Annotated in this window: 18 protein-coding genes and 1 tRNA gene; 6 read left to right on the forward strand and 13 right to left on the reverse strand. The window is 75.1% G+C overall.

The features are described 5' to 3' along the window. Positions 1-59 precede the first annotated feature (59 nt). The 5 genes from selD to H0S66_RS21105 are packed head-to-tail and all read right to left on the reverse strand — an operon-like array spanning position 60 to position 6,281. The gene (gene selD / locus H0S66_RS01220) at positions 60-1,064 is read right to left on the reverse strand and encodes a selenide, water dikinase SelD (protein WP_179613755.1); all 1,005 of its coding nucleotides are present in this window, start codon (positions 1,062-1,064) and stop codon (positions 60-62) included. Beyond that, positions 1,061-2,014 carry an NrfD/PsrC family molybdoenzyme membrane anchor subunit gene (gene nrfD, locus H0S66_RS01225; protein ID WP_179613756.1) on the reverse strand — a complete coding sequence of 318 codons (954 nt, stop codon included), beginning with the start codon at positions 2,012-2,014 and terminating at the stop codon, positions 1,061-1,063. Before nrfD ends, selD begins: the two co-directional genes overlap by 4 nt. Continuing rightward, on the reverse strand, positions 2,011-2,994 hold the full coding sequence (locus H0S66_RS01230) for a 4Fe-4S dicluster domain-containing protein (RefSeq protein WP_258017055.1): 984 nt from the start codon (positions 2,992-2,994) through the stop codon (positions 2,011-2,013). Before H0S66_RS01230 ends, nrfD begins: the two co-directional genes overlap by 4 nt. Then, on the reverse strand, positions 2,991-5,690 hold the full coding sequence (gene fdh / locus H0S66_RS01235; RefSeq protein ID WP_218876189.1) for a formate dehydrogenase: 2,700 nt from the start codon (positions 5,688-5,690) through the stop codon (positions 2,991-2,993). Before fdh ends, H0S66_RS01230 begins: the two co-directional genes overlap by 4 nt. A 12-nt stretch (positions 5,691-5,702) precedes the next feature. Next, positions 5,703-6,281, reverse strand: coding sequence for a hypothetical protein (locus tag H0S66_RS21105; protein ID WP_477529335.1), 579 nt, complete (start codon positions 6,279-6,281; stop codon positions 5,703-5,705). Between the two features lie 69 nt (positions 6,282-6,350). Here H0S66_RS21105 and H0S66_RS01240 point away from each other — a divergent pair. From H0S66_RS01240 to H0S66_RS01255, 4 genes are all read left to right on the forward strand, one after another. Next, positions 6,351-6,445: transfer RNA gene (locus H0S66_RS01240), tRNA-Sec, on the forward strand. Positions 6,446-6,480: 35 nt separating this feature from the next. Next, entirely contained in the window at positions 6,481-7,779 is a 1,299-nt protein-coding gene (gene selA, locus H0S66_RS01245; protein ID WP_179613758.1) for an L-seryl-tRNA(Sec) selenium transferase, read from the forward strand. After that, on the forward strand, positions 7,780-9,540 hold the full coding sequence (locus H0S66_RS01250) for a selenocysteine-specific translation elongation factor (protein WP_179613759.1): 1,761 nt from the start codon (positions 7,780-7,782) through the stop codon (positions 9,538-9,540). A 158-nt stretch (positions 9,541-9,698) separates the two neighbouring features. Then, positions 9,699-10,583 carry an SGNH/GDSL hydrolase family protein gene (locus tag H0S66_RS01255; RefSeq protein WP_258017056.1) on the forward strand — a complete coding sequence of 295 codons (885 nt, stop codon included), beginning with the start codon at positions 9,699-9,701 and terminating at the stop codon, positions 10,581-10,583. Here the strand turns inward: H0S66_RS01255 and H0S66_RS01260 are convergent. The 5 genes from H0S66_RS01260 to H0S66_RS01280 all read right to left on the reverse strand — a co-directional run bounded on the left by H0S66_RS01260 (position 10,577) and on the right by H0S66_RS01280 (position 16,680). Next, a complete protein-coding gene (locus tag H0S66_RS01260) occupies positions 10,577-11,164 on the reverse strand; it encodes a copper resistance CopC family protein (RefSeq protein WP_179613760.1) in 588 nt (195 codons plus the stop codon). The genes H0S66_RS01255 and H0S66_RS01260 overlap by 7 nt on opposite strands. A gap of 77 nt (positions 11,165-11,241) precedes the next feature. Next, entirely contained in the window at positions 11,242-12,594 is a 1,353-nt protein-coding gene (locus H0S66_RS01265; RefSeq protein ID WP_179613761.1) for a sensor histidine kinase, read from the reverse strand. Further along, positions 12,575-13,261: a response regulator gene (locus tag H0S66_RS01270; RefSeq protein ID WP_179613762.1), complete on the reverse strand. Its 687-nt coding sequence runs from the start codon at positions 13,259-13,261 to the stop codon at positions 12,575-12,577. Before H0S66_RS01270 ends, H0S66_RS01265 begins: the two co-directional genes overlap by 20 nt. 93 nt (positions 13,262-13,354) lie before the next feature. Next, the gene (locus H0S66_RS01275; protein ID WP_179613763.1) at positions 13,355-14,287 is read right to left on the reverse strand and encodes an AfsR/SARP family transcriptional regulator; all 933 of its coding nucleotides are present in this window, start codon (positions 14,285-14,287) and stop codon (positions 13,355-13,357) included. 200 nt (positions 14,288-14,487) lie between these two features. Continuing rightward, positions 14,488-16,680, reverse strand: coding sequence for a PKD domain-containing protein (locus tag H0S66_RS01280; RefSeq protein WP_179613764.1), 2,193 nt, complete (start codon positions 16,678-16,680; stop codon positions 14,488-14,490). Between the two features lie 164 nt (positions 16,681-16,844). On the opposite strand from H0S66_RS01280, the gene H0S66_RS01285 reads away from it, so the two are divergent. After that, positions 16,845-18,686, forward strand: a complete 1,842-nt coding sequence (locus H0S66_RS01285) for a copper resistance D family protein (protein ID WP_180923741.1) — start codon at positions 16,845-16,847, stop codon at positions 18,684-18,686. Here H0S66_RS01285 and lepB read toward each other — a convergent pair. Together lepB and H0S66_RS01295 are read right to left on the reverse strand one after the other, a co-directional pair. Beyond that, the gene (gene lepB, locus H0S66_RS01290) at positions 18,616-19,173 is read right to left on the reverse strand and encodes a signal peptidase I (protein ID WP_179613766.1); all 558 of its coding nucleotides are present in this window, start codon (positions 19,171-19,173) and stop codon (positions 18,616-18,618) included. The genes H0S66_RS01285 and lepB overlap by 71 nt on opposite strands. A gap of 11 nt (positions 19,174-19,184) precedes the next feature. Further along, on the reverse strand, positions 19,185-20,798 hold the full coding sequence (locus tag H0S66_RS01295) for a multicopper oxidase family protein (protein WP_179613767.1): 1,614 nt from the start codon (positions 20,796-20,798) through the stop codon (positions 19,185-19,187). Between the two features lie 310 nt (positions 20,799-21,108). On the opposite strand from H0S66_RS01295, the gene H0S66_RS20235 reads away from it, so the two are divergent. Then, complete coding sequence (locus H0S66_RS20235; protein ID WP_179613768.1) at positions 21,109-21,498, forward strand: hypothetical protein; 390 nt, start codon at positions 21,109-21,111, stop codon at positions 21,496-21,498. Here H0S66_RS20235 and H0S66_RS20240 read toward each other — a convergent pair. Beyond that, a complete protein-coding gene (locus tag H0S66_RS20240; protein ID WP_258017057.1) occupies positions 21,495-21,908 on the reverse strand; it encodes a PhnE/PtxC family ABC transporter permease in 414 nt (137 codons plus the stop codon). The genes H0S66_RS20235 and H0S66_RS20240 overlap by 4 nt on opposite strands. Positions 21,909-21,916 lie beyond the last annotated feature (8 nt).

The raw sequence follows: 21,916 nt of genomic DNA on the forward strand, positions 1-21,916 counted from the left end.
CACCCCAGCCGGTGCGGAAGTGACTGCTCGATGGTTCACAAGTGACTGCTCGGCCGGGCTTAGCGCACCGTGATGCGGGGGTGGGCGCCGGCCCGCGCCACGATCTCGCCCACGACCGGGTGGCCGGGCAGCTCGCCGGCGACGAGCAGGCCGCCGGAGGTCTGGGCGTCGGCGAGGAGGACCAGCTCGTCCTCGTCGACGGAGGCCTCGAGGTGGGGGCGCACCCAGTCGAGGTTGCGGCGGCTGCCGCCCGGCACGAACCCGGCGGCGTACGACGCCCGGGCCGGCTCGAGGTAGGGCACGGCGGCGGCGTCGACCACCGCGTCGACCCCGCTGGCGCGGCACATCTTGAACAGGTGGCCCAGCAGCCCGAAGCCGGTGACGTCGGTGGCGGCGGTGTGGCCCGCGGCGAGCGAGGCCCGCGAGGCGTCACGGTTGAGGGTGGTCATCACCGCGACCGCCTCCTCGAAGACCTCGCCGGTCGACTTGTGCCGGTTGTTGAGCACCCCGAGCCCCAGCGGCTTGGTCAGCGTCAGCGGGGTGCCGGGGGCGGCCGCGTCGTTGCGCAGCAGGCGGGCGGGGTCGGCGGTGCCGGTGACGGCGAGGCCGTACTTCGGCTCGGGGTCGTCGATGCTGTGGCCGCCGGCGAGCAGGCAGCCGGCCTCGGCGCAGACCGCCGCTCCCCCGCGCAGCACCTCGGCGGCGACCTCGAAGGGGATCCGGTCGCGCGGCCAGGCCAGAAGGTTGACCGCCACCAGCGGCTCGCCGCCCATCGCGTAGACGTCGGAGAGCGCGTTGGCCGCCGCGATCCGGCCCCAGTCGTAGGGGTCGTCGACGACGGGGGTGAAGAAGTCGGTGGTCAGCACGACGGCGCGGTCCCCGTCGAGGCGGACCACCGCCCCGTCGTCGCCGTGCTCGAGACCGACCAGCAGGTCGTCGCCGCTGGCCACCGGCAGCCCGGCCAGCACGCGTTCGAGCTCGCCGGGCGGCACCTTGCAGGCGCAGCCGCCGCCGGAGGCGTGCTGGGTCAGTCGGAGCGGGGCGTGGGAGGTCGCACTGGTCACGAGGACACAGTGCCGGATTCCTGGCGCTGCGCCTCCTCCTCCCGGGCACGCATCCGCTCGCGCTGCGGCACCACGACGTACTTGGGGTCGCGCGCGGACTCGCGGCCGGCCTCGAAGACCGCGAAGCGCAGCGCCAGCGAGCCGGCGGCGTACGACGCCCCGGCCACCCGCCGCGCCCACGGCCGGCGTCGCGAGAGCGCGCTCAGCCCGAGCCCGGCGACGGTCAGGGCCCGCGACAGCCTGGTCAGCCTCCCGGCCAGGCCCTTCTCGTAGGGCTCGGCCAGCATCCCGAGCCGCTGCTCCATCAGGTGGCTGACACCGAGCTCGGCGACCGCGCCGATGCCGGCCATCCGCGCCGCGGGGCCGCTCTCGGCCACGGGGGCCAGCACCATGGCGGTGCCGCCCGCGGCGGCGGCCGCGGAGCCGCCGAAGACGAAGGGCAGCTCGCGGTGCGCCTCGTGCCAGACCGGGATCGCGGTGTTGGCGAACAGCGCGGCGGTGTAGGTGGCCAGAGGCGGGCCGAACACGGCGGCCCCGGCCCCGGCCAGGCGGCCCAGGCGGGGCGCCACCCCCGTCACGTGCGACGCGGCAGCCGCGCCGGCGAGGCTGCTGAAGGGGGCCAGGATGTAGGAGCCGACCGAGAGCGGCGAGGTCGGCTTGAAGACGCGCAGCATGTTGAGGAACCGCTCGGGGCGGCCCAGGTCGTGCACCAGCGCGACGGTGCCGATCGCGGCGCCCGTCGCCGCGGTGAGCCGGGTGACGTGCTCGAGGCCCGGGCGTCCGCTGAGCGCCGCACCCTCGGCCAGCAGCGCCGAGCCGCCGGCGATGCCGCCGATCCACAGGTAGATCGGCACGTCGGGGGTCTTCCAGGTGGGTTCCTTGAGGATCGGTCGCCCGTAGTAGGACCGGAACTCCGGCTCGGGCACCATCGACTGCTCGCGACGGCTCATCGGCGCCTGCCCAGGAACGAGGCGGCCCCGAGGCCGGCCAGGGCCAGCGCACCGGCGCCGACGTGGCGCCACATCGAGCCGAGGTCGCGGGTCGTGACCACCGGGTCGGGCGGCAGCCCGTAGACCTCCGGCTCGTCGAGCAGCAGGAAGAACGCCCCGTCGCCGCCGACCCCGTCGTCGGGGTCGGCGCCGTAGAGCCGCGCCACGTCGACGCCCTGCTCGTGCAGCTGCTCGACCCGCGCCGCCGCCCGCTCGCGCAGCTCGTCGAGGTCGCCGAACTGGATCGACTCGGTCGGGCAGGCCTGGGCGCAGGCCGGCGTCTGGCCCTCCTTGAGCCGGTCGTAGCACAGGGTGCACTTGAAGGCGCGCCCGTCGTCCTTGCGCTGGTCGATGACGCCGTACGGGCAGGCCGGCACGCAGTAGCCGCAGCCGTTGCAGATGTCCTCCTGCACCACCACCGTGCCGAACTCGGTGCGGAAGAGCGACCCGGTCGGGCAGACGTCGAGGCAGGCGGCGTGGGTGCAGTGCTTGCACACGTCGGAGGACATCAGCCACCGCACGCCGCTGTCGCCGGAGGCGGCGCCCTGGTCGGCCCCGTCGGCCCCGTCGGGCAGGGTCACCTCGCGCTCCCAGCCCGGGGGCCGGCTGCCCGGCATCCCCAGGTCGGTCGGCGCAGCGGTCGGCCCAGCACCCGAGGACGCCGGGCCGAGCGGCTGCTCGATGAAGGCGACGTGGCGCCAGGTGCTCGCACCCAGCTGCTGGGTGTTGTCGTAGGACATCCCGGTCAGCAGGTAGCCGTCGTCGGGCACCTGGTTCCACTCCTTGCACGCCACCTCGCAGGCCTTGCAGCCGATGCACACCGAGGTGTCGGTGAAGAAGCCCTTGCGGGCCGGGTGGTCCTCGTAGCCCGCGTTCTCGCTGGGGTCGTCGAGGCGCCCCCACAGGGACTCCGGGGAGAGGAACTCGCTGAGCCTGCTCACGTGCTGCCTCCGTCGGCGGGGTGGTCCTGCTCGGTCTCGGTGACCACGCCGGCGCGGCGGCGGTAGTCCTCGACGTACGCCGTCAGGTCGGCGCCGCGGGGGCGGCGCCCCGGGCGGATGTCGCAGGTGCCGACCTTGTCCTGGATCGAGACGTTGGGGTCCATCGTGACGTTGACCAGGTCGTTGGGCGAGTCGCCCTTCGAGATGCCGTTGACGCCCCAGTGGTAGGGCAGGCCCACCTGCTCGACCCACTGCTCACCGAGCCGCAGCGAGCGCAGCCGGTCGGTGACCAGCACCCGGGCCTCGATCGCGGTCCGCGCGGTCACGATCGTGACCCACTGCCCGTGCTCGAGGCCGCGCTCGGCGGCCAGGCGCGGCGAGACCTCGCAGAAGGGCTCGGGCTGCAGCTCGGTCAGGTAGGGCAGGGTCCGGCTCATCGCGCCGGTGGTGTGGTGCTCGGTGAGCCGGTAGGTGGTGAAGACGTAGGGGAACACCTCGGAGAAGCTCGGGTTGACCGGGTTCGAGGGGGTCGAGAGCTGCTTGCGCCCGGGGTTGTTCTGCTGGGCGTAGACCGGGTTGCGCACCGGCGACTCCGGCGGCTCGTAGTGCGCCGGCAGCGGACCGTCGGCGACGCCGACGGGCGCGAAGAGCCAGCCCTTGCCGTCGGTCTGCATCACGAACGGGTCCTGTCCGCCGATGGCGTCGGGGCCCTTGGCGCCGTCCTCGGGCACGTGGTCGGGCGGACGGTCGACGACGAAGTCGGGCACGTCGGAGCCGGTCCAGCGGCCCTCGTCGGCGTCCCACCACACGTAGCGCTTGCGCTCGCTCCACGGCGTGCCGTCGGGGGCCGCGGACGCGCGGTTGTAGAGGATGCGGCGGTTGGCCGGCCACACCCAGCCCCACTCGGAGGCGACCTGGTCCTGCTCCCAGTGCGGCTTGCGGCGCCGCGCCTGGTTGACCCCGTCGGCGTACACGCCGCTGTAGATCCAGCAGCCGCACGAGGTCGACCCGTCGGCCCTCAGCTCGGTGTACGACGACAGCGGCGCCCCGTCGGGCCCGGTGCCGTTGATCTCCCGCAGCACCGCCTCGGCGTCGGGCTCCCCGTGCTCGTCGACCGGGTAGTCCCAGGCCAGGTCGAGCAGCGGTCGGTCCATCTCGTCGGTGGAGCCGGCCAGCTTCTCGCGGAGGCGGTTGCCGAGGTCGACGTAGAACTCCAGCTCGCTCTGGCAGTCGCCGGGCGGCTGCACGGCCTGGTCGCGCCACTGCAGCATCCGCTGGGTCTGGGTGAAGGAGCCGGCCTTCTCGACGTGGTTGGCCGCGGGCAGGAAGAACACCTCGGTGCCGATCTCCTCGGTGACCAGCTCGCCGGTCTCGATCTCGGGACCGTTCTTCCAGAAGTCCGCCGACTCGATCATCTGCAGGTCGCGCACGACCAGCCAGTCGAGGTTGGCCAGGCCCAGGCGCTGCATCTTGCCGTTCGCCGAGCCCACGGCGGGGTTCTCCCCCACCAGGAAGTAGCCCTTGCACCGGCCCTCGATCTGCGCCTTGACCGTGGTGTACGTCGAGTGGTCGCCCGTCAGCCGTGGCAGGTAGTCGAAGCAGAAGTCGTTCTCGGGGGTGGCCGCCTCCCCCCAGTAGGCCTTGAGCAGGCTGACGGCGTAGGAGCGGATGTTCCCCCAGAAGCCGGCCTTGCCCTCGTCGGCGCGCACCCACTCGTCGAGGCTCTGGTGGTGGTCGGCCAGCGGCATCGGCAGGTAGCCGGGCAGGATGTTGAACAGGGTCGGGATGTCGGTGGAGCCCTGGATGCTGGCGTGCCCGCGCAGCGCCAGGATGCCGCCGCCGGGGCGCCCGATGTTGCCCAGCAGCAGCTGGAGGATCGAGGCGGTGCGGATCATCTGCGCGCCGGTGCTGTGGTGGGTCCAGCCCACGGCGTAGCAGAACGCGGTGGTGCGCTCGCGACCGCTGTTGGAGGTCAGCGCCTCGGCGACCTGGCGCAGCTGCTCGGGGCGGATGCCGCAGGCCTGCTCGACCATCTCGGGGGTGTAGCGGGCGAAGTGGCGCTTGAGGATCTGGAAGACGCAGCGCGGGTGCTGCAGCGTCTCGTCGCGACGGCCCTTCCAGTTCACCGGGGCCCCGCCCGAGCCGTGGCTCTCGGAGCGGGCGGCCTGGTGGGAGCGCTTGGCGTCGTCCCCGGTGGCCGCGGCCTCGGCGTCCTCGCGCAGCTCGCGGTCGCGCTCGCGCTCCTCGGCGTTCATGTCCTCGGGCGGCTCGTAGCGCCACGAGATCGGGTCGTACTGCCCGGTCTCGGGGTCGAAGCCGGAGAACAGCCCGTCGAGGTCGTCGGGGCCCTGGTAGGCCTCGTCGATGATGTTGGCGGCGTTGGTGTAGGCCACGACGTACTCACGGAAGTCGAGGTCGTTGCTCAGCACCTGGTTGACCAGCCCGCCCAGGAACGCGATGTCGCTGCCGGCGCGGATCGGGACGTGCAGGTCGGAGACCGCCGAGGTGCGCGTGAAGCGCGGGTCGACGTGGATGACCGTCGCCCCGCGACGCTTCGCCTCCATCACCCACTGGAAGCCCACCGGGTGGGCCTCCGCCATGTTGGAGCCCTCGATGAGGATGCAGTCAGCGTTCTGCAGGTCCTGCAGGCTGGTGGTAGCCCCACCACGGCCGAACGAGGTACCCAGACCGGGCACCGTGGAGGAGTGTCAAATACGGGCCTGGTTCTCGATCTGGATCGCCCCCATCGCCGTGTACAGCTTCTTCATGAGGTAGTTCTCCTCGTTGTCGAGGGCTGCCCCTCCGAGGCTGGCGATGCCGAGCGTGCGGCGCGTGCGCCGCCCCTTCTCGTCCTCCCACTCCCAGAACTGCTTGCGGGTGGCGATGACGCGGTCGGCGATCATGTCGAGCGCGGTCTCGCGGTCGAGGTCCTCCCACTCGGTGCCGTGCGGGCGCCGGTAGCGGACCGTGGTCACGCGGCTGGAGGAGGTGACCAGCTGCTTGCTGGCGCTGCCCTTGGGGCACAGCCGCCCGCGCGAGACCGGGCTCGCGGCCGAGCCCTCGATCTGCACGACCTTCTCGTCCTTGACGAAGACCTTCTGGGCACAGCCCACGGCGCAGAACGGGCAGACCGAGTCGACGACCCGGTCGGCGGTGGTGGTGCGCGGCTGCAGGCCGCGGCTGCGCTGCGACATGGCCGCCTCGCCACGACCGAGCCGGTCGCGACCGAGCACCTGCCGCACCAGCGGCCACCCGAGGAACTGCTCCATGGCGACACCCTGCACCACCCACCTCACCCTTGACCAGCACCCTGGGGGTGGGACGGCCCCCGCGTGTCGTCGGGCTATGTTGAGCGCGGAGGCGTACCTCGTCTGGTGACGGGCGCGGCCCTCAACGCCGTTGTGACCGGGCACCCCGGTCAGGCGGGTTCGATTCCCGTCCGCCTCCGCCAGCCGTCGTACGCCGTCGCCACCCGGGGAGGGGCCCGTGCAGGACACCCGCCGCCGGGTCCCGCGCACCGACGTCGTCCTCGACGACCCGGCCCTGGCGCCCGCGCTCGAGCGGCTCGGCCGGGCGCGGGTCAAGGCCGGGGTCGTCGCGGCCCTCGAGGCCTGCCGCGCGGGCCGGGTGGCGCCCGAGGACGTGGTGGTCGCCGTGCTCGACGACCTGCCGGCCGCCCCGGTCTCGCTGCGCCGGGTCCTCAACGCCACCGGCGTCGTGGTGCACACCAACCTGGGCCGGGCCCCGCTGTCACCGGCCGCCGTCGAGGCGCTGGCGCTGGCGGCGGGGGCCACCGACGTCGAGCTCGACCTAGACTCTGGCCTGCGCGGGCCCCGCGGCGCGGCCGCGCTGGCCGCCCTGGCCGCAGCCGTCCCCGACGCCGGCGGCGTGCACGTGGTCAACAACGGCGCCGCCGCCCTGGCGCTGGCGACCTGCGCCCTCGCCGCCGGGCGCGAGGTGGTCGTCTCGCGCGGCGAGCTGGTCGAGATCGGCGACGGGTTCCGCATCCCCGAGCTGATGGAGTCGCTGGGCGCGCGGCTGCGCGAGGTGGGCACCACCAACCGGGTGCACCTCGAGGACTACGAGCGCGCCGTCGGCGAGCGCACCGCCTTCGTGCTGAAGGTGCACCCCTCCAACTTCCGCGTCGAGGGCTTCACCTCGAGCGTGCCGGTCGAGGCGCTGACGGGCCTGGGGGTGCCGGTCGTCGCCGACATCGGCTCGGGCCTGCTCGCCCCGCACCCGCGGCTGCCCGACGAGCCCGACGCCGCCACCACCCTGCGCGCGGGCGCCGACCTGGTCACCGCCTCCGGCGACAAGCTGCTCGGCGGCCCGCAGGCCGGGCTGCTGCTGGGCGGGGCCGCGCTGGTGCAGCGGCTGCGCCGCCACCCCTTCGCCCGCGCGCTGCGGGTCGACAAGCTCACCCTGGCCGCACTCGAGGCGACCCTGACCGGCCCGGCGCCGCCGGTGGCCGCGGCCCTGGCGAGCCGTCCCGACGACCTGCTCGCCCGCGCCCGGCGGCTGGCCACGGCGATCGGCGGCCCCGCCGAGGCGGTGGCCTCCGAGGGCCGTGTCGGCGGCGGGGGCGCGCCCGGGGTGCCGCTGCCCAGCGCCGCGGTCGCGCTGCCGCACCACCTGGCCGCCCCGCTGCGCCACGGCGACCCGGCCGTCGTCGGCCACGTCCACGACGGCCGGCTGCTGCTCGACCTGCTGGCGCTGCCCGGCAGCGACGACGCCGCGCTCGTCGAGGGCGTACGACGCGTGCTCGCCGCCGACGGGGGCCGCTGAGTGCACGTCGTCGCGACCGCCGGCCACGTCGACCACGGCAAGTCGACGCTGGTGCGCGCGCTCACCGGTGCCGACCCCGACCGGCTGGCCGAGGAGCAGCGCCGCGGGCTGACGATCGAGCTCGGCTACGCCTGGACCGACCTGCCGGGCGCCGGCGAGGTGGCCTTCGTCGACGTGCCGGGCCACGAGCGGTTCGTGGCGACGATGCTGGCCGGGGTCGGCCCGGTGCCCGTGGCGGTGCTGGTCGTGGCCGCCGACGACCCGTGGATGCCGCAGGCCGCCGAGCACCTCGCCGTGCTCGACGCGCTGGGGGTGGCCCACGGCCTGCTGGTGGTCTCGCGCGCCGACCTGGCCGACCCTGCCCCCGCGCTGGCGCGGGCCCGCGAGGAGCTGTCCCGCACCGGCCTGGCGCACGTGCCGCACGTCGTCACCGCGGCCGGCGACGACGAGGGTGCGGCCACGCTGCGCACCGAGGTGGGCGCGGCGCTGGCGCGGGTGCTGGCGGGCGTCCCGGCCCCCGACCCCGGCGCCGACGTGCGGCTGTGGGTCGACCGGGTCTTCCACGTGCGCGGCACCGGCACCGTCGTGACCGGCACGCTGCCGGCCGGCACCGTGCACGAGGGCGACGTGCTCGACGGCCCGGGCGGGCCCGTGCGGGTGCGCCGCGTCGAGTCGCTGGGCCGCCGCCGCGACGCCGTGACGGGGGTCGCCCGGGTCGCGCTGGCGCTCGCCGACCGCTCCCCCGGCGCCGTCGACGCCCTGGGCCGCGGCGCCGCGCTGGTCACCCCCGGCGCCTTCCTCGACGTCGACCTGCTCGACGTCGAGGTCACCGGCCCCGACCTCGACCGGCTGCCCGAGCGGCCGCTGCTGCACGTCGGCTCGACCCAGCTGGCCGTGCACGCGCGCCCGCTCGACCCGGCCCGGGCGCCGGGACTGGTCCGCCTGCGCCTGGAGCGGCCGCTGCCGCTGCGGGTCGGGGACCGCGCGGTGCTGCGCTCCACCGGCGACCGGGTCGTGCGCGGCGTACGCGTGCTCGACCCGCGGCCGCCGTCCCTGCGGCGGCGGGGGGCCGCCCGGGCCCGCGCCGTCGACCTGGCCCGTCTCGACGGGTCGACGGCGGCCGACCTGCGGGTGCGGGGGCTCGCCCGCGAGGACGACCTGCGCCGGGCCGGCCTCGACCCGGCCGCGACCCCGGGCGCCGCGCGCGCCGGGGGCTGGCTGCTCGACCCCGCCCGGGCCGAGCAGGCCGCCGAGCGGGTGCGTGCAGCCCTGGGCGCTCCCGGGGCGGCCGACGGGCTCGCGCCCGCCGAGCTCGCGCAGGCCGCGGGCCTGCCCGACCCGGCGCTCCTCGACGCGGTCGGGGTCCCGGGGGCGCGGCTCGAGGGCGGGCGCTGGCGCACCCGCGGCCCCGAGGTGCCGCCCGACCTGGCCGCGGCGCTCGAGGCGCTGCGCGCCGACCTGGAGCCGGCCTTCGCCGCGCCCAGCGCCGACCGGTTGCGCGAGCTCGGGCTCGACACCCGGGCCCTGGCCCGCCTCGACCGGGCGGGGGCCGTGCTGCACCTCGGTGGCGCGGTGGTGGTGCGCGCCGGTGCCGACGACGAGGCCCTCCCCCTGCTCGCGGCGCTCGAGCAACCCTTTCCCGTCACCGCCGCCCGCAGCGCGCTGGGCACCAGCCGGCGGGTGGCCCTGGCGCTGCTGGCCCACCTCGACCGCACCGGCCGCACGGTGCGGCTGGCCGACGACACCCGCCGCCTGCGCTGACGCCGAGCCGGCGCCAGTTCCTCACCGAGCCGGCGCCAGCTCCCCGCCGAGCCGGCGCCACTTCCCCCTGCCGGTCCGTCCCGTGGGCGGGGTGTGGCCCGCGCCACTCCTGCGGCTTACGCTGCGCCGGCCGCCCCCGTCGTACGCCTGGAGTCCCCGTGTCCCGTCGCCCCGCCCTGCTCGCCGCCGCCACCACCGCCCTCGCGCTGCTGGCGACGCTCGTGCCCGCCACGGCTCCCGCGCTGGCCGAGACCACGCCGGCGGAGCGGGCCGGGGTGCGCTACGTCGCCATGGGCGACTCCTACAGCGCGGCCTCGGGGGTGCTGCCGCTCGACCCGGCCGCGCCGGTGCAGTGCCTGCGCTCGATCCGCAACTACCCCCACGTCATCGCCGAGGCGATCGGCGCCCGCCTCACCGACGTGACCTGTGGTGCCGCCGACACCGGTGACTACCGCGGGTCGCAGTACGACGACGTACCGCCCCAGCTCGACGCCCTGAGCCGCCGCACCCGCCTGGTCACGATGACCATCGGCGGCAACGACAGCTCGGTCTTCCTCAACTCGATCCTGCAGTGCGGCGCCGCCGGCCTGGCGACGCTGGGCCAGGGCAGCCCCTGCAAGGACGAGTACGGCGACTCCTTCGTCACCACCATCCGCACGACGACCTTCCCGGCCATCCGCAGGGCGCTGCGCGACGTGCAGCGCCGCGCCCCCAGGGCGGAGGTCGCGATCCTGGGCTACCCGTGGATCATGCCGGAGCGGGTGGGCTGCTACCCGCTGATGCCCGTCGCGCGCGGGGACGTGCCCTACCTGCGCACCCTGCAGCGCGTGCTCAACAACGCGGTCAAGCGGGCCGCCCGGGCGACCGGGGCGACGTACGTGAACCTCAACCGGGTCTCCGACGGCCACGACGCCTGCCAGCTGCCCGGCGAGCGCTGGGTCGAGCCGGTGCTGGCCGGCACCAACCCCGTCATCGTGCACCCCAACGCCCTCGGCGAGGAGCAGATGGCCCAGCGGACCCTGGCGGTGCTCGGGCGTCAGTAGTCGTCGTCGGGCTCGGGGGCGCGCACCGCCCGTCCCCGGACACCGACGACGGTCATCACCACGAGCGCCAGCACCCCCGCCGCCAGCACGAGCACCACCGTCCCCCGGCTCGAGAGCTCCTCGCCGGGATCGCTGCTCGCGACCTGGAAGGAACCCGTCGCCCGGCTCGGCGAGCCGGCGTCGCCGTCGGGTGCGACCGCCGCGGCGGTGGCCGTGAATGTGAACGACCCCACGACCGCGTGCCCGTCCGACCCCACCACCCGGTAGCCGACCGAGTGCTCGCCGGGGCTCGACAGCCGCAGCGCCTGCTCGACGCTGCTCCCCGAGACGGCCGCCGCACCGTGCGAGACGGTCCGGCCGGAGGCGTCCTGCACGACCACCTCGACGTGGTGCGGGTCGATCGGGGTCCCGAAGGCCAGCGCCACCCGCTCCAGCGGGCTGCTGATGGTGTCACCGTCGCCGGGCGTGCTCGCCACGAGACCGGTGTGCCCGTGCGCGGGAGCGCCGACCAGGGCGGTGAGCACGACCACGACGGCCACCACGGCTACCCGCACCGCCCGCCAGTGCTGCGACTGCCTCATCGTCTCCCCCTGACGTCGTCGATCCAGCCTCCCCGCGCGACCTTGGGGCGGGGTTGACCTCGGGACGCCGGACGCCCTCACCCCGTCACCAGCGCCTCGGGGAAGGCGGCGCTCAGCTCGGTCCCCGCCGGCGACGTCGCCGTCAGGTCCAGCCGACCGCCGAGGTCGTGGACGGCGTCGTGCAGCAGCCGCAGCCCGAGGTGCCCCTCGGTGTCGTCGCCCTGCGGGCGCGCCGGCCCCCGCCCGTCGTCGCACACCCGGACCAGGACCTGCCCGTCACGGCGCCGGACATCGACGTCGAGGTGCTGGGCCCCCGCGTGCTTCACGACGTTGCGCACCCCCTCGCGCACGACCCGGTAGGCCAGGCGAGCGGCGTCCGGCGTGAGCTCCAGGTCGGGGGCGAGCGTGACCCGGGACTCGACGCCCGCGGCGGCCGACTCGCTCGCCACGAGCTCCTGCACCGACTCGGCGAGCCCGGCACCGGCGAGGTCGGGGGGATGGATGTCGCTCATCAGCCGGCGCAGCTTGGTGACGTCGTCGCGCACCAGGTCGGTGAAGTGGTCGAGGTGCCGGCGCACCCCGGGCGCCTCGGGCTCCGGTGGGAGCGAGCGGGCCACGGCGGGCAGTGCGTAGCCCAGGCCGGCGAGGTCCTGGATGACGCCGTCGTGCAGCGCCGCGGCGATGCGCCTGCGCTCGAGCTCGGAGGCGAGCAGGACGTGCCTGAGCAGCACCGCGCGTCCGCGCTCGGCCCGTCGCACGCGCCGCCCCAGCGCCACGGCGAGCGGCATCACGACGACCAGGAACATCCCCAGCGACCCGACGGCCAGGCCCACGAGGGAGACCACGACCTTCTCGGCGTCGCGCTCCATCTGCTCGGTCGCCAGGTAGGCCTCGACGACCATCTCCTGCCCGTCGTCGTCCCGTGCTCCCACGTAGACCTCCAGCAGCGGCCCCTCGTCCTGCTCCGCGTAGTTCTCCTCGCGCGAGAGCTCCGACACCTCGACCCTTGCCCGGGAGCTGCCCAGCAGCCCGCGTACGTCGTCCGGCAGGTCGAAGCGCTTGCCGACCAGGCGCGCCTGGTTCGACCACAGCACGGTGCCGTCCGCCGCCCACACCTTGACGTGGCGGATGCTGCCGTCCTGCATCCGGTTGCGCATCACCGACGCCAGCCGCTCGCGCGCCGCTGGGTCCCCCTCGCGCAGGTCGCCGTCGACCAGCGGGGAGACCAGCCGGGTGGCCAGCGCCGTGCCGACCGCGCGGGCGCTGTCGAGCGCGCGCTCACGGGCGATCCGCTCGGCGACCACGACCGCGACGCCGGCCAGGAGCAGGGCCGCCAGCACGCTGAGCAGCACGAACCGGGTGACGGCCGAGCGCACCGTGTCGTCGGCCCCCGTCGAGGCCGGGGAGTCCTCAGCCCGGCCCCGGCCCATGGAGGAGTCCGTGTGCCGTGGCGGCCACGACGGCCTCCAGCTGCGAGTGGGCGTCGAGCTTGGCGAGCAGCGACTTCACGTAGCCGCGGCAGGTGTTGACCGTGATGTCCAGGTCCCGGGCGATCCAGCGCACGTCGTGCCCCTGGGCCAGGCGATCCAGGACCGCGCGCTCGCGCGCCGTCAGCCGCGGGACGGGCGCCGCGGAGGCCGTGCCGCCACCGCCCTCGCCGACCAGGCGGCGCAGCAGGCTGGGGTGCACGACCAGGCCCCCGGGCCGGGCGGTGCGCAGCACCTCCAGGAGCTCGGGCAGCGACCCGTTCTTGGGCAGCAGCGCGCAGGCTCCGGCGGCTGCCGCTCGCCGCAGGACACCCAGGTCGGCGTACGCGGTGAGGACCACCACGCGCAGGGTGGGCCGCAGCCGCAGCAGCTCCTCGGTCAGGACCAGCCCGTCCTCACCGCCGAGGTTGACGTCCATCAGCACCACGTCGGGGTGGTGCTGCTCGACGAGCCGACGCGCCCGCGCGGAGTCGGTCGCCGTACCGACGCACAGCAGGTCGTCCTCGGTCGCCAGCGCCAGGCTGGTCAGGTCGGTGAAGGTCCGGTGGTCGTCGACCACCAGGACGCGCGACCGGGCCTGGTCCCCCCGTGCCTGTGCTCGTGCCAGCATCGCCACCCCCGTCGGTCATCCGCCAGGCTGGCAGCGGTGACCACCCCGCTTCATCCCCACTATGCGGGGTTCGGGGATCGACGCCGCCGATGCTCAGAAGGCGTCGACCCAGCGGTGGGCGGCCCGCACGACCTCGCCCTCCCGGGGCGGCAGCTCCAGGCCGGGCACCGAGGTCAGGATCTGGCGCAGGAGCCCCACCAGGATCCGCACCTCCTCCGCCCCCGCGGCGTCGTCACGCTCACGGTGCGCACCGGCCTCCCGGGAGGCACCGCCGCGCAGGATCGCCAGGTAGAGGTCGGTGGTCTCCCGGCTGGGCTCGGCGCCCAGCTCGTCGACGAGCAGGTCGCGCAGCTGGGAGAAGCGGTGCAGCGCCTGGGAGCGCCGGCCCGACGCCCACAGCGCGGCCATCATCGTGCGCCACGCGTCCTCCGCGAACTGGTCGGCGCGCACCGCCGTCGTGGCCAGCCGTACGGCGGCCCCGAAGCGCTCGAGCGCCAGCGCGTGCTCGGCGGCCAGGGACGCGGCCTGCGCGAGCTCGTCGCGGAACTCCTCCCGCTCGCCCAGCGCCCACGAGGCGAGGCTCTCGCTGGCCAGCAGCTCGCCCTTCACCAGCGACAGCGCCGCCTCGAGCGCGGAGAGCGCCGTGGCGTGGTCGTGGGCGGTGTTCACCACGGCCGCGCTGACGAGCGCGCGGAACTGCATCAGGTCCACCTTGACGACGCCCGGGACCACGACGTAGCCGTTGGGGACCGTCATGATCCCGGCCGCCCCGCCGTCGCCGCAGCTGCGCGCCAGCGACCGGCGCAGCACGCAGACGTAGCTCTCGAGCGTCCCGAGGTAGGACCGGGGCGGCCGCCCCTCCCACAGCAGGTCCGCCAGCTTCTCCTTGGACACCGGGGTCCCCGCCGACAGCGCGAGGATCTCCACGATCTGCTGCGGCTTGGGTCCGCCGAAGGCGTCGGTCGGCGGCCTCCCGCACCCGCACCCGCACCGCACCGTCGTCGCGCCGAACAGCCGGATCTCCATCGGTTGCCACCTCCCCAGCCGGGGTGCGATCGCCCCCGGGCTCCTCCAGTCTCGGCAGGCCGGCCGCGTACCACAGCCCCACTTCTGGGGGCGCGCCCTCCCCCAGAAGTGACTAGTCCCCGGTCCCGGCGTCCCTGGGCCGACGGGCGCACGCACGAGGGCCGCACCCGGGGTGCGGCCCTCGCCGTGGGGGGGCGACGTCAGCGGGACCGGAAGGCGAACCCGGTGTGCGACCCGCCCATGGTGCTGACGGCGCTGACGGTGCTCTCGCCACCCGGGGCCACGGTGCCTGCGCCCCGGAAGTCCCAGTCACCGAGGGTGTCCACCTCGGCGAACCCCAGGGTCCGGCCGGTCAGGGCGCCCCCCAGCACCACCGCCACGCGGTGCCCGACGGGGAAGGACGAGGTGCCCCTGACCCGCCACTGCCGGCCGCTGCGGAACTCGCCCACGGTGATCGTCAGGGTCTCCGCGGCCGGGGAGACCACCACATCGTCGGTGGACTGCTGCCCGCCCTGGCCGGTCACCGTCAGCCGCAGGACGACCGGGTCCGCCTGCGTCGCGTACTGCGGGTTCGGGCCCGAGGTGTTCGTGGGCAGGGCCATCAGCGGGAAGGCGAACCGGGGGGTGGCGGTGTCCTCCCCGCTGAGGCTGATCTCGGGCCCGCTGACCTGGGACCACGCGTACTCGTCCACGAGGGTGCTGGCGCCTCCGTCGAGCGTCACGCTCGCGCCGCGCCGGACCTCCTGGTCGGGCCCCGCGTCGGCCCGGGGAGCGGCCGGCGGTCCCTCGGGGTCGGTACCCGTGACCTCGACGGTCACGACCGCCGGGGCGCTGGTCCCCGCAGGCCCGCTGACCACCAGCTCGAAGGCGAGGGGGCCGGCGGCCTGCGGGGCGTTGAAGGTGGCGACGGCCTGGTCGGCCCCCGAGAGCTCCACCCGGTTGGCGTCGGTGACCGGCACCTCGCCGTCCGCGCCCGCGGCCGGCACCTGCTGCCAGGCGTAGCCGGTGATCGTGCCGGTGGACGACGTCGCGTCGAGCGTGACCCGCTGTGCCGGCGCCGCCACCTCGGGGGTCGCCGTGCCGACGGCCACCGGAGCGTCCGCCTCCAACCCGGCCCCCGACACCGTCACGGGGGCGCTCGCCTCCCCGCCCTTGTCGGAGGTGACGGTGACCGAGGGCGGCGGGGCCGTCGTCTCGATGACGGCCGTCCCCTCCTGCACGGGCTGGTCCAGCACCGTCAGGGCCGCGGGCGTGGAGTCCTGGTCGCTGGAGGTCGCGGAGACCGTGAGCAGGTCCGCGTCGGCGTCGTAGGTGACCGCGGAGACGGTCACCACGTCGACGAGCCCGATCTCCTTGCGGGCGACCGGCTGGTCCCCCACGTTGGCGACCGTGACGGACTTCCCGTCGGGCGACTGGTCGATGGCGTACCGGCCGAAGTAGCGACTGCCGTCGGACTCCATCCGGGTGGCGACGAACCCGAGCCCGCTGTCCTCGACCGCCAGGGACTGCCCGGCGTCCGAGGTCGCGTAGACGTCGACGAAGCCGGTCCCGTCGGCCCCCACGGTGTACGTGGCGTGGTCGGCCTCGACCCCGGAGTTCACCGCGTGCCGGCCCTGGATCGTGAACAGGTCGGTCCGGGCCAGCTCCACCCAGGCGCCGGACTCGTCCCGGCGCTCGACCGACACGTAGTTGGTGCCGTAGGGGCTGCCGACCACGGGGTGCTCGACCGCGGGGTCGCCGACGTAGCCCTCGGGCGCGGCCGGGGCGACGTCGGGATCCCAGGTCAGGAACGGCCCGATCCGGCTGCCCAGCGCCTGCCCGAAGGCCCCCGGCGTGGTCCCGATGTCCTCGGTGTAGTTGATCCCCTCGCCCTCCACGTCGAACTCGTCGGCGCCGTAGGGGTGGGTGACCCGGTAGTGGCCGTCGGCGATCGCCCGGTCCCGGATGCGGACCCGGCCGAAGACCATCTGGTCGCCGTCCACGACCGCCTCGTTGGCCCAGGCTCCCTCGAGGTCGAGGCCGACGCCCATGTCGACCCCGTCCCCGGTGACCGAGGCCGCCGCCAGCTGGTAGAAGAACTCACCCGGGAAGTTGTCGGGGTAGGACACCGGGGCGTCCGGGTTCGGGACCTCGTCCGGGAGCGTCGCGCACAGCGGGTCGTCGAGGGTCGTGCACGCCTCCAGACGCACGCCGTTGCTGTCGCGGTACCAGGCAGGGAACCCGTGCTCGGCCGTGGGGCCGGCCTCGACGAGGCGCCCGGACCTGGTCAGTGGGCTGCCGTCGGGCCCGGTGGGCGTGACCGGGACGGCGAGCGCGCTCGTGCCGAGCGTCAGCACCAGCAGGCAGGCCAGCGAGCCGGCCACCCAGGTGCGAGATCGTTGCGTGGGGGCCATGGTGCTCAGCTCCTTCTCCGGCCCAGGCCGGTCTCAGTGGGGGAAGTCGCCAGCATCGGGGCCGCACCTTGGATTTTGCTTGCGCGGGGTCCCGGCCCGAGGTCCTGCACCGGGTCCGCTGCGGACGCAACCGGATCGCAAGGCCGCCCGCCCAGCCTGGGCGCATGAGCACCCGTGCCCGGCCCCGCGCCACGTCCACCCACCGCTCGGTGCTGCCCGGCGTGGTCGGCACGAGCGTGGCGGTCGCCGTCGTGGCGATGGTGCTGGCCGGCGGCGGCCCCGAGGAGGTCCCGCCGGGGTTGTCCGACCCGGGCCCCCTCGTGGGCTGGGGTGTCCGGCTCGCCCGGCTGGCCAGCGACCTGGCAGCGATCGCGACCGTCGGGTCGCTGCTGCTCACCGTGGCGCTGCTGCCGGGCCGGCCGGTCGGGCGCGCCGTCCGGTCGTCGGCGGCGTGCTGGTCGCTGGCGGCCGCCGCGACGTGGTTCCTCACGATGAGCGAGGCCAGCGGGGTCGCCCCGCGCGACCTCGACGTCGCCACCGTGTCGCGCGTGGTCGGCACGCCGCAGGTCTCGGCCGCCGCCTCGGTCGCTCTCCTGGCCGCGGCGCTCGCGGTGGCGGGGGGACGCCTGCGCGGACGATGGGAGGGACGAGGACTGCTGGGGGTCGCCCTGGGCGCCGCCCTGGCCATGCCGCTCACGGGTCACGTGGCCGGCGGCGAGCCGGGCTCGCAGGCGGCGACCAGCGCCCTGCTCGTCCACGTGCTGGCCGCTGTGCTCTGGGTGGGCGGCCTGGCGGCGCTGGTGCTGCACCTGCGCGGCGACCCGGCGGGGTTGTCCGTCGCGGCCCCGCGCTTCAGCAGGCTGGCCCTGGGGGCCTTTGTCGCCCTCGCCGGCGGCGGGGCGGTCTCGGCGGCCGGGGTGCTCGGACCCCCCGGGCCCGACTGGCTCAGCGGGTACGCCGCCGTGGTGGCGGCCAAGGTCGGGGTCCTCGGGGTGCTCGGGGCAGCCGGCCACCTGCACCGGCGCCGCACCCTGCCCCGCCTCGGGCGGGGTGAGCCGGGCGCCTTCGCGGCCCTGGCGTCGGCCGAGCTGGCGTGGATGGGGGCGGCGGCCGGGTTGGCGGTGGCGCTCTCGCGCACACCGCCACCGTCCGCGCTCGCCCCGAGCGCCGACGACCACGTCGCGTCCTCGACCCCACCCGTGCTCTCGGTCCCCGGCGTGCTGACCCAGGCGCGGCCGGACGTCCTCGTCGTGACGGTGCTGGCGGCCGCCCTCGTCTGGTACGTCGCAGCGGCCCGGTCGGCCTCGACGCGCACGGGGGCCCGGTGGCCCGCGCGCCGCACCGTCGCGTTCGTCGCGGGGCTGCTCGTGGTCTTCATGGTGCTGTGCTCCGGGCTCGCCGCCTGGGCACCCGTCCTGCTCAGCGTGCACCTCGGCAGCCTGGTCGTGCTCCTGGTGGTGGCACCGACCCTGCTGCTGGCCGGTCGTCCGCTGACCCTCGCCCGGGGCCGGGCCCGGGCACCCGCCCCGCTGGTCGGCGCGTCGATCGCGTGCGCGGCGGTCCTGCTCGTCCAGGTCGGCCCCGTCCTGGAGACCTCGCTGCGGTCGTCGGCAGGACGACTGGTCGCCGCCGCCCTGGCGCTGGCGATCGGGCTCGCGCTGTGGCGCCGCTGCTCGACCCGGGGCCCGGTGCAGGGAGGCCGGCCGACGCGGTCGGTGCCGTCGGTCTGGTCGCGCTCGGTCTGGGCGTGCTGGCCGTCCGGCTCACGGTCGGCGACGGCCTCCTGGCCGCCGACTGGTTCCTGGAGCTGCGGCTGGGCTGGTCGGACCCGCTGCGGGACCAGCGCGTCGCCGGCCTCGTGGTGGCCGCGGCCGCGGGGTGGCTCCTGCTCGTGGGGGCCGAGGAGGCGCTCCGGGGCGCCCACCGCGACGGCCCTCAGGAGCCGGTGCCGGACCCCGGCGGCCAGAGCCGCACCAGCACCCGGCCCACCAGGTCCTCCTCCGTGACCGGGCCGTAGTCCCGCGAGTCGATCGAGTTCCCGCGGTTGTCCCCGAGCACCACGACCTCCCCCTCGCCGGCGGTCCACACCCGGGTGTAGTAGCCGTCCAGGGGGTCGGTGACCCAGACCTCCTCCTGCGGCTCGCCGTCGACGTGCAGCACGCCGTCCAGGATCGCGACGCGCTCGCCGGGCAGCCCCACCACCCGCTTGAGCGTCCGGCCGCCGGCGGGGTCCCGGAACACGACCAGGTCGCCGCGGGCGAGGTCCTCGACGTCCGGCGCCAGCCGCGACACGAGGATGACGTCGCCGGCCTCGAAGGTGGGCATCATGCTGGCCGACGACACCCGCACCGGGACCACGAGGGTCGCGCGGACCACGAGCAGCACGAGCAGGAGCAGGACGAGCAGGAGCAGGAGCCCGGCGGCGACGGCGTGCCGGTGCGCCAGGACCGGGGCCCGGCGGTCCGGTCGCCGGGTCGCTCCCGCAGGACGCACCCCGGGCCGCCTCACACCGGCGGCGCGCCGTGGACCGGGTGGTTGGGGTGGTCCTCGCCCAGGTGGACCGTGCCATCGGCGGCCGCGAGCACGAACTGCCCCATCATGTCGTGGTCCTCGTGCGAGGCGTTGTGGCAGTGCACCATGAAGCGCCCGCCGAGCTCGGCCCCGGCTCCGGCGGGCCCCGTGGAGCGCCCGTCGGGGTAGTGCGAGGGCGCCACGGAGTACTGCACCAGCACCTCGACGATCTCCCCCTCGCCCACGTAGACCACGTCCTTGGGCCCCTTCTCCCAGGGCTGGACCCGATCGGAGCCGCCGTCGCGGTCGATGATGCGGAAGTCGACGAGGTGGATGTGGATCGGGTGGAACCACCCCCCGGACTTGTTCTCCAGCCGCCAGATCTCCACGTCCCCGGGACGAGGGGGGTCCCCGCGCTCGTCGAGGAAGAGGTTCCAGCTCTCGGCCTGCACGTCCTCCCAGCTCGTCTCGTTGAGCAGGAAGACGTTGGTGTCGTCGTCGCGCTCGAGGTCGATGTCACGGGTCCGGCGCGCCGCCTCGACCGGCACCGACATGATCGGGTGCAGCTCCTCGGGCGGAGGCGTGACGACCTGGTTCCAGCGGGTGTCCGTGGGCTCGGAGGTCACGCGCAGCTGCATCACCTTGTCGGTGTGCTTGAAGTCCCGGTTGTTCTTGTTGCTGGAGTTGAGCAGCTCCACGACGTCACCGACCCGGCAGGAGCCGAGGTCCACCATCATCTCGTAGCGCTCGGCGCTGGCGTGGCGCCAGCTGGTGACCTGCTGCGGGACCGTGAGCCCTCCGTCGGTCGCGACCACCCAGGTGGGCAGCGTGCGCCTCGTGCGCTTGTTGACGAACCTCAGCGTCATCGACCGGGAGATCGTGCCCATCAGGATCCGGAAGCGGTAGAAGCGGCGCTCCACCTCGTGGTAGGGCCACGGGACCCCGTTGACCATGATCACGTCGCCGTAGAGACCCGAGTGGTCGCGGTCCATGTGCGTCAGCGACCCGTCCTTGGCGAAGATCGCGTCGTGGACCGTGAGCGGCACGTCGTAGCGCTCCTGCGGCAGGTTCGCCTTCTCCCAGTCGTTCTGGATGTGGTACTGGGCCACCAGCCCGCTGTAGATGTTCTGCGCCGTCTTGTGCACGGCGTGGTCGTGGTACCAGATCGTGCGGGGGCCCTGGTGGTTCGGGTACCAGTAGTCCTTGTAGTGCCCGGGCTGGGTGACGTCGTCGGCGTAGCCGTCGTACTGCGGCAGGGTCGCGGAGCCGTGCAGGTGCACCGAGGTGCCCATCGCGTGGCCGAAGTCGGGGTGCACCGGGGGCAGGTCGTTGTGCACCCGCAGCCGCACCCGGGTGTGCTGGTCGACCTTGATGAGGGAACCGGTGAAGGTCGGGGTGGCCCCCACCGGGGCGTACCCCATGAGCCTGGTCGCTCCAGCGCCGTCGTCGAGGAGCTGGCCGGTGTAGGCCTGCTCACTGATCTCGTAGAGCAGGTAGTCGCCCGCCTCGTCGCTCGCGGGCACGGGGACCAGCGGGGTCTGCATCGGCAGCCGTCGCGCGAACCTGGCTGGCTTGCGCGAGGTGCTGATCCAGTCCTTGGTGCTCACACCCTCACCGAAGGGGACCGCGGTCCCCACTGCTGCCACGCCCAGCCCCAGCCCCCCGTAGGCGAGGACCTGGCGTCTCGTCAACGCCGTCATCGCTGATCCCTTCCTCGGGCACCGCGTCCCCGGTGCTCCGCGCACGAGACTGCTCCCCCGGCCTTGGGCATTCCTTGGGGTCGAGGAGCGGCGTCGAGCACCCGCCCAGGCCCGGAGGACCGGCCCTCGAGGCGTTGACTGGTTGTTGACGCAGCGGTCGCACCCTGCCCCCCTTCGAGGCCGGCACGCGGCCTCACCGGGAGCTGAGGAGCCCCCCATGACGCGAACGAGACGCGGCCTCGTGGCCGCAGTGACCAGCCTGGCTCTGACCGGGGCGGCCGCGGGCGCGGCGGTGGCCGGCGACGACGACGTGCTGCGACGAGGCTCGTGCACCGGCAGCACGGACTGGAAGATGAAGGCGGGGCCGGACGACGGCCGGATCGAGGTCGAGGCCGAGATCGACAGCAACCGCGTGGGACAGACCTGGCGGTGGGTGCTGCGCCACGACGGCGCCGTCGTCGCCCGCGGCAAGAGCAGGACCAAGGGGCCCAGCGGCTCCTTCGAGGTGGAACGCCGCACCGCCGACCACAAGGGCACGGACTCGTTCCGGTTCAAGGCGAAGCACCAGGGCTCCGGCGAGCGCTGCGTGGGCCGCGTGCGGCTCTAGGCAGCGAGGGCGCGGCGGATGCGGCGGCCCGCCAGCTCGGCGGCCACCGAGACGGCGAAGGAGGCGATCAGCAGGGTGGTGACGGCCGGGAAGCGGAACGCGTTGAGGTTCTCCTGGAGCAGCCGCCCGAGGCCGGCGGCGCCGACCACCCCGACGATGGCGGTGTCGCGCACGCAGATCTCGAAGCGGTAGAGCGTGTAGGTCACCAGCGGCTGCACGCCCGCCGGCACGGTCGCGGCGAGCCCCGCCAGCGGCCGCGGCACCCGACGTCCTGCAGCGCGCGCGCGGGGGCGCAGCGGCACCGACTCCCAGGCCTCGGCGACCAGGCGACCCAGGATGCCGCCGGTGTAGAGGCCCAGCGCCACGGCGCCGGGCAGGATGCCGGGGAAGAGGGCCAGCAGCGCGACCACCGCCCACA

Origin of the sequence: Nocardioides marinisabuli, assembly GCF_013466785.1 — a bacterium.
In the GTDB taxonomy this organism is placed as follows: domain Bacteria; phylum Actinomycetota; class Actinomycetes; order Propionibacteriales; family Nocardioidaceae; genus Nocardioides; species Nocardioides marinisabuli.

Coding starts and splice junctions, on each gene's coding strand:
- nrfD (WP_179613756.1), bottom strand. CDS start 2,014: ATGAGCCGTCGCGAGCAGTCGATGGTGCCCGAGCCGGAGTTCCGGTCC.
- H0S66_RS01260 (WP_179613760.1), bottom strand. CDS start 11,164: ATGAGGCAGTCGCAGCACTGGCGGGCGGTGCGGGTAGCCGTGGTGGCC.
- H0S66_RS01265 (WP_179613761.1), bottom strand. CDS start 12,594: ATGGGCCGGGGCCGGGCTGAGGACTCCCCGGCCTCGACGGGGGCCGAC.
- H0S66_RS01270 (WP_179613762.1), bottom strand. CDS start 13,261: ATGCTGGCACGAGCACAGGCACGGGGGGACCAGGCCCGGTCGCGCGTC.
- H0S66_RS01275 (WP_179613763.1), bottom strand. CDS start 14,287: ATGGAGATCCGGCTGTTCGGCGCGACGACGGTGCGGTGCGGGTGCGGG.
- H0S66_RS01280 (WP_179613764.1), bottom strand. CDS start 16,680: ATGGCCCCCACGCAACGATCTCGCACCTGGGTGGCCGGCTCGCTGGCC.
- H0S66_RS01285 (WP_180923741.1), top strand. CDS start 16,845: ATGAGCACCCGTGCCCGGCCCCGCGCCACGTCCACCCACCGCTCGGTG.
- H0S66_RS20235 (WP_179613768.1), top strand. CDS start 21,109: ATGACGCGAACGAGACGCGGCCTCGTGGCCGCAGTGACCAGCCTGGCT.